Source organism: Pseudomonas sp. NPDC086278 (assembly GCF_050280905.1).
Classification (GTDB): domain Bacteria; phylum Pseudomonadota; class Gammaproteobacteria; order Pseudomonadales; family Pseudomonadaceae; genus Aquipseudomonas.
In genome coordinates, this window is the sequence record NZ_JBNNWE010000083.1 from 20,846 (window position 1) to 27,199 (window position 6,354).

7 protein-coding genes are annotated in these 6,354 nt (G+C 59.9%); 2 read left to right on the forward strand and 5 right to left on the reverse strand.

Annotation, left to right across the window (positions count from 1 at the left end):
• The first annotated feature begins 313 nt into the window (after positions 1-313).
• Positions 314-1,399: a hypothetical protein gene (locus ACQKP4_RS22080; RefSeq protein ID WP_427635724.1), complete on the forward strand. Its 1,086-nt coding sequence runs from the start codon at positions 314-316 to the stop codon at positions 1,397-1,399.
• A 2-nt stretch (positions 1,400-1,401) separates the two neighbouring features.
• Entirely contained in the window at positions 1,402-1,755 is a 354-nt protein-coding gene (locus tag ACQKP4_RS22085) for a DUF1428 domain-containing protein (RefSeq protein WP_427635725.1), read from the forward strand.
• Positions 1,756-1,767: 12 nt separating this feature from the next.
• Here the strand turns inward: ACQKP4_RS22085 and ACQKP4_RS22090 are convergent, their stop codons facing one another.
• From ACQKP4_RS22090 to ACQKP4_RS22110, 5 genes are all read right to left on the reverse strand, one after another.
• Positions 1,768-1,962, reverse strand: coding sequence for a hypothetical protein (locus ACQKP4_RS22090; protein WP_427635726.1), 195 nt, complete (start codon positions 1,960-1,962; stop codon positions 1,768-1,770).
• A gap of 395 nt (positions 1,963-2,357) precedes the next feature.
• Entirely contained in the window at positions 2,358-3,455 is a 1,098-nt protein-coding gene (locus ACQKP4_RS22095; RefSeq protein WP_427635727.1) for a polyamine ABC transporter substrate-binding protein, read from the reverse strand.
• 419 nt (positions 3,456-3,874) lie between these two features.
• On the reverse strand, positions 3,875-4,756 hold the full coding sequence (locus ACQKP4_RS22100) for an ABC transporter permease subunit (protein WP_427635728.1): 882 nt from the start codon (positions 4,754-4,756) through the stop codon (positions 3,875-3,877).
• On the reverse strand, positions 4,753-5,634 hold the full coding sequence (locus ACQKP4_RS22105; protein WP_427635731.1) for an ABC transporter permease subunit: 882 nt from the start codon (positions 5,632-5,634) through the stop codon (positions 4,753-4,755). Before ACQKP4_RS22105 ends, ACQKP4_RS22100 begins: the two co-directional genes overlap by 4 nt.
• Positions 5,635-5,663: 29 nt before the next feature.
• Positions 5,664-6,354 (reverse strand): TOBE domain-containing protein (locus ACQKP4_RS22110; RefSeq protein WP_427635729.1); only part of this gene is annotated, 691 nt, incomplete at its 5' end.

Genomic DNA, 6,354 nt, shown 5'->3' on the forward strand with positions numbered 1-6,354 from the left:
GGAGTGATCGTGCGCCTGGCGGTTTTTTTGCGGAAGGCATTCGTGACGATGGTGAGTATCGATACGGATGATGGTGTGCTCTGGGGCCTTTTCGCGAGCACGCTCGATCCCGCATTCGACCGCGTAGACACAAGACCTGCGACAGAAGGCCTGCACATTGACCCGCAACCCGTGAGGGCTGGCTTGCTCGCGAAGAGGCCATCAAAAACACCCACGATCCCGGGCGAACAATCCTCGCCACCTATACTCAAACCCGATAGACCCTTTGATCACCGGACATTCCGTCCGGCGCACACGCCAGGAAACCGCGATCTTGAACCTGCGTTCGCTGATCGTCGCCGTGATGGTGGTGTTGGCGGGATGCGCCACGCCTGCGCGTGCCCCGGTGGTGGCGCCGGTTGTGATGGTGTCCGAGAGCTCCTGGCGCCAGGTGGATCGCGAAATCGTCGCAGCGTCGCAATCGGCCACCGAGCAGACCAAAATCTACGCGCGCGGCGCCATGGATTACTGGCGCACGCGGGTCTACCAACTGACCGAAGAAAACTTCATCCCCTGGTTCAGCAGTTACTGGACCCAGGAATGGCTGTCGATGAAAGTCAGCTGGTACACCCTCAGCGCCCAGGGCGAACAGGACGCCTCGGCCAGGCAATTGGCCGCCTACCTGCTGGAGCAATACCAAAAGCGCGTGCTGGCACCGGTCGCGGTGGAGATTGACCCGGATGCGATTCTCGGACTGGCCACGGCGTTCTACGTGGACATCGTCCAGGAAGAACTGCAGAAAATTTCCCAACGTCACGGCATACCGATGGCCCAACTCAACGGCCGGCTGCAGAAAATCCCCGCCATCGCCCTCGGGCCGCCCGCCGCCCGTGATGCCTCGCTTTATCAAGTGGTTCACAGCGAACCGCTGAGTTCGCTGCCGGCGTACGCGGCGCTGATCGACAAGATCCACAAGGCCGGTGGCGACAAGGGCGTGGGCTCGACCGACACGGCGATGGCGCCCGTGGCCAAGCGCGCCAGCCAGCGCATGGAAGCCGAAATGGCCCCGCGCGGAGCCGCCAGCGCGGTGGCGGCGGCAGCGGGCAAACTCGCTGGAGGCCTGATTACCGTGGGGGTGGCGGGAATTCGCGCGATCATTCAGGCCGCCGACCGGCCGGACAGCGAGGCACTGATTCGCAGCAGCCTGGGCAATACCTTCGACAAGGCTTGGGTAAAACTGGTGCAAAACCCGACGACTGGCGTAATGGCGGGCACGCTGTACCTGGCGGCGCAGATCGAGGGCAATCTGGCGGGGAGCGCCGAAGCACCGTCGGTCGGGTCCGACGGTGGAGCTGTCGATTGGAGCCCACCCGAATCGACTAACAAGCAGTTCGACCCTCTACCCCCAGCAGGAGAATGACCATGTCTTACGTTGATGGCTGTGTCTTTGCGGTGCCCACCGCCAACCGTGAAAAATTCAGGAAGCACGCCGAATCCGCCTCGGTGATCTTCAAGGAAAACGGCGCCCTGAGCATCGTGGAGTGCTGGGGTGATGACGTTCCGGTCGGCAAGCTGACCTCATTTCCGCAAGCGGTGAAACTCAAGGAAGACGAAACCGTGGTGTTTTCATGGATCGTCTGGCCGGACAAGCCCACCCGCGATGCCGGCATGCAGAAAATGATGGCCGACCCGCGCATGCAGCAGGACGTCAACCCGATGCCGTTCGACGGTCAGCGGATGATCTTTGGCGGCTTCAATATCCTCCTGGAGTGCTGACCGCGTAGTGGGTCATTCCGATGCCGGGGTGATCCTGCAACTCTTGCGATGGCTGATCTCAGTGTCCGTCGGCCGCTCCCTGACGAACTCGAAACGCGGCTCGCCTTCGCTGTAGTGAACCAGCCAGCCCCATTCCAGCTCGGACTCATCCTGCCCCGGTTGCGGTGGCATTGCCCACCACGGCTCTTTGCTGATGATCTCGCGCATGGCCATGTCCCGTTGATAGCGTTGCTTTCAACTATAGGCGGCGCACAAAAAAAGGCGCCCGAGGAGGGCGCCCGAATTCACCTGAACCGAGGAAGCCAGGTGAGGCCGTTCTTGAGAGAGGTGCAGCGGTGGTAAGGCGCTGCGTGAACGGAAAACGTTGAAATTTTGTGTCGTCGGCGATGGCCCCTTCGCGGGCAAGCCCGCTCCCACAGTGAGCTGCGCTGGAGCACAAGCCTGTGAACACCACCAAACCCTGTGGGAGCAAGCTTGCTCCTGAACAACACAGTCGAACCCTGTGGGAGCGGGCTTGCTCGCGAAGGGGCCAGCACATCCAACATCAATGGGAAGGTACGACCGCTATCGCCAGCAAGCTCGGCTCCCACAGGGTATCGGTGTTATTTGCCGAGTTTTACGCGGGTCCAGCCCCGGGTCATCACGCGCTGGACACCAATCGGCATGTCCGGAATCGCATACAGCGTCGCCATCACTTGCTGCGACGGGTACGAGCCCGGGTCGTCGCGAATCGCTTCGTCCACCAATGGCGTCGCCGCCGCGTTGGCGTTGCTGTAGCCGATGTTATTGGTGATCTCGGCGATGATGTCCGGGCGCATCAGGAAGTTCATGAACAGGTACGCGTTTTCGACGTTTGCCGCGTCCCGAGGGATCGCGACCATGTCGTAGAAGCTGCCGGCGCCTTCTTTCGGAATGCTGTAGTCGATCTTCACCTTGTCGCCCGCTTCCTGCGCGCGAGCCTTGGCTTGCAGCACGTCGCCGGAGTAACCGACCGCTACACAGATGTTGCCGTTGGCCAGGTCGGAGATGTATTTCGACGAATGGAAATACGCCACCGACGGCCGAATCTTCATGAACAGCGCTTCCGCTTCGGCGATCTGGCCTTTGTCCTGCGAGTTCACCGGGTAGCCCAGGTAGTGCAGGGCGGCCGGCAGCATCTCGGTCGGCGAATCAAGGAAACTGATGCCGCAGGCTTTCAGTTTCTCGGCGTTTTCCGGTTTGAACAGCAAGTCCCAGGAGTTGGTCGGTGCGTTGGCGCCGAGCACTTCCTTGACTTTGGCCGGGTTGAAACCGATGCCGATCGAGCCCCACATGTACGGGAAGGCGTGAGCGTTGTCCGGGTCGCTGGCGGAGGCATTTTTCAGCAGCACCGGGTTGAGGTTTTTCCAGTTGGTCAGCTTCGACTTGTCCAGCTCCTGATAGACGCCAGCCTTGATCTGCTTGGCCAGGAAACTGTTCGACGGTACGACGATGTCGTAACCGGATTTGCCTGCGAGCAGGCGCGCCTCAAGGGTTTCATTGCTGTCGAACACATCGTAGGTCACGCGGATGCCGGTCTCGTCTTCGAACTTCTTGACGGTGTCCGGGGCGATGTAATCCGACCAGTTGTAGACGCGCAGTACCTTGTCATTGGCCTGGACGCCGGTGGTGATTGCGCCCAACAAGGACAGTGCCAGCAGAGTCCTGCCAAACATTTTCATCGGTACAACTCCAATTTTCTTATTCAAAACACAAAACCTGGGCGAGGGGGGTTACCTGTGGTCAGCGGTTTGCCTGTGGTCAAGGGTTTGCCTGTGGCGAGGGGGCTTGCCCCCGTTCGGCTGCGCAGCAGCCGTAAAATCTGCGAAAACGGTGGGCCTGATACACCTCGGTTGCAGGTTTGGGGGCCGCTTCGCGACCCAACGGGGGCAAGCCCCCTCGCCACAGAAAAGCCTACTGGTCACAGGCAAGCCCTTGGTTACAGAAAGCCTACTGATCACAGGCAAGCCCTTGGTTACAGAAAGCCTCCTGGCCACAGGCAAGCCCTTGGTTACAGAAAGCCTCCAGGTCACAGGCATGCCCTTGGCCACAAAAAGCCCCCTCGCTACAGAAACCTCCGTCGCCATAGGTTTGTAGTCACTTAAGCCACTTCAACTCGTTGGTTTTTCGGCTGTGTCCAGGATTCGCTGGCGGTCTGGTCCATCGCTTCCTGAATCGCGCGTTTACGGGTGGCTTCGGCGCGGCGGCTGAAGTACCAGACCATGAAGGTCACGATCGAAACGGCGAGCAGGATCAGACTGGCCACGGCGTTGATCTCGGGTTTGACCCCCAGGCGCACCGCCGAGAACACTTCCATCGGCAAGGTCGTCGAACCCGGCCCGGAAACGAAACTCGCCAGCACCAGATCGTCCAGCGACAGCGCGAACGACATCATGCCGCCGGCCGCCAGTGACGGCGCGATCATCGGAATGGTGATCAGGAAAAACACCTTGAACGGCTTCGCCCCGAGGTCCATGGCCGCTTCTTCGATGGACAGGTCCAGTTCGCGAAGGCGGGCGGAGACTACAACCGCCACATACGCGGCACAGAACGTGGTGTGGGCGATCCAGATCGTGACAATGCCGCGCTCCATCGGCCAACCGATCAACTGCGCCATCGCCACAAACAGCAGCAACAACGACAGGCCGGTGATCACTTCCGGCATCACCAACGGCGCCGTCACCAAACCACCGAACAGCGTGCGACCCTTGAAGCGCGTGACGCGCGTCAGCACAAACGCCGCCAACGTTCCCAGCGCTACCGCAGCAATCGCGGTGTAGCAGGCAATTTCCAGCGAGCGCACTACCGAGCCCATCAGTTGCGTATTGTCGAGCAGGCCGGCGTACCACTTGAACGACCAGCCACCCCACACCGTCACCAGTTTCGAGGCGTTGAACGAGTAGATCACCAGAATCAGCATCGGCAGGTAGATAAACGACAGGCCGAACACCAGCATCAATTTTGAAAAGCCGAAACGTTTCATCCCCGTGCCTCCATCTCTTTGGCCTGACTGCGGTTGAACAGCAGAATCGGCACAATCAGGATCAACAGCATCACCACCGCCAGCGCGGACGCTACCGGCCAGTCGCGGTTGTTGAAGAACTCTTGCCACAGCACACGGCCGATCATCAAGGTTTCCGGGCCGCCCAACAGTTCCGGGATCACGAACTCACCGACCACTGGAATGAACACCAGCATGCAACCGGCGATGATGCCGTTCTTGGCCAGCGGCACGGTGATTTTCCAGAAGTTGTTGAAGTTGCTTGAACCCAGGTCCGACGCAGCCTCCAGCAGGGTGCCATCGTGCTTCACCAGGTTGGCGTACAGCGGCAACACCATGAACGGCAGGTACGCATACACCACGCCGATATAGACCGCGGTGTTGGTGTTGAGAATTTCGATCGGGTGCGACGTCAGCCCGGTCCACATCAAAAACGCATTGAGCAGACCGTTGTTGCTGAGGATGCCCATCCACGCATACACGCGGATCAGGATTGCGGTCCAGGTCGGCATCATGATCAACAGCATCAGAACGTTTTGCGTTTCCTTGTTGGCCTTGGTGATGGCGTAGGCCATCGGGAAACCGATCACCAGGCACATCAGCGTGCTGAAAAACGCCACTTTCAGCGAGCCGAGGTACGCCGAGAGGTACAACTCGTCATCGGTCAGCAACAGGTAGTTGCCGACGTTCAGGAACAGTTGAAACTTCTGTTCGGCGTAGGTGTAGATCTCGGAGTAAGGAGGAATGGCCAGCGCCGCTTCCGAGAAGCTGATCTTCATCACCAGGAAGAACGGCAACAGGAAAAACAGGCACAGCCACAGGAATGGAATCCCGATGACGAGCTTTCGACCACTCGGCATCAGCCGCATGAACTGCTGATTGAGTGTTTTCATGAGCGCAGTACCACGCCGCTGTCGTCTTCCCACCACACGTAGACTTTGTCGTCCCAGGTCGGGCGCGCGCCACGACGTTCGGCGTTGGCCATGAACGACTGGACGATTTTGCCGCCGGGCAATTCGACGTAAAACACCGAGTGACCGCCGAGGTAGGCGATGTCATGCACTTTGCCTTCGGACCAGTTGTAGCGCTGCTCGGGCTTGAGGGTGCTGACCAGCATTTTTTCCGGGCGGATGGCGTAGGTGATCGACTTGTCCTGCACCGAGGTGCTGACGCCGTGACCGACGTAAATCTTCTGCTCCAGGTCCTTGCTGTGAATGATCGCGTGACCTTCGAGGTCCTCTACAACCGTGCCGTCGAAGGCGTTCACGTTGCCGATGAACTCGCAGACCATGCGGCTGACCGGGGCTTCATAGATGTCGACCGGGCTGCCGATCTGGGCGATCCAGCCCAGGTGCATGATCGCGATGCGTTCAGCCATGGTCATGGCTTCTTCCTGGTCGTGGGTCACCATCACGCAGGTCACGCCGACGCGTTCGATGATCTGCACCAACTCCAGTTGCATCTGCGACCGCAGCTTTTTATCCAGCGCGCCCATCGGTTCGTCGAGCCGACGACGGGCATCTGGACCCTGACCGTCAGCGGTCTGGCCGTGGCGGCCCACAGTTTTACCGCGAAGGCGC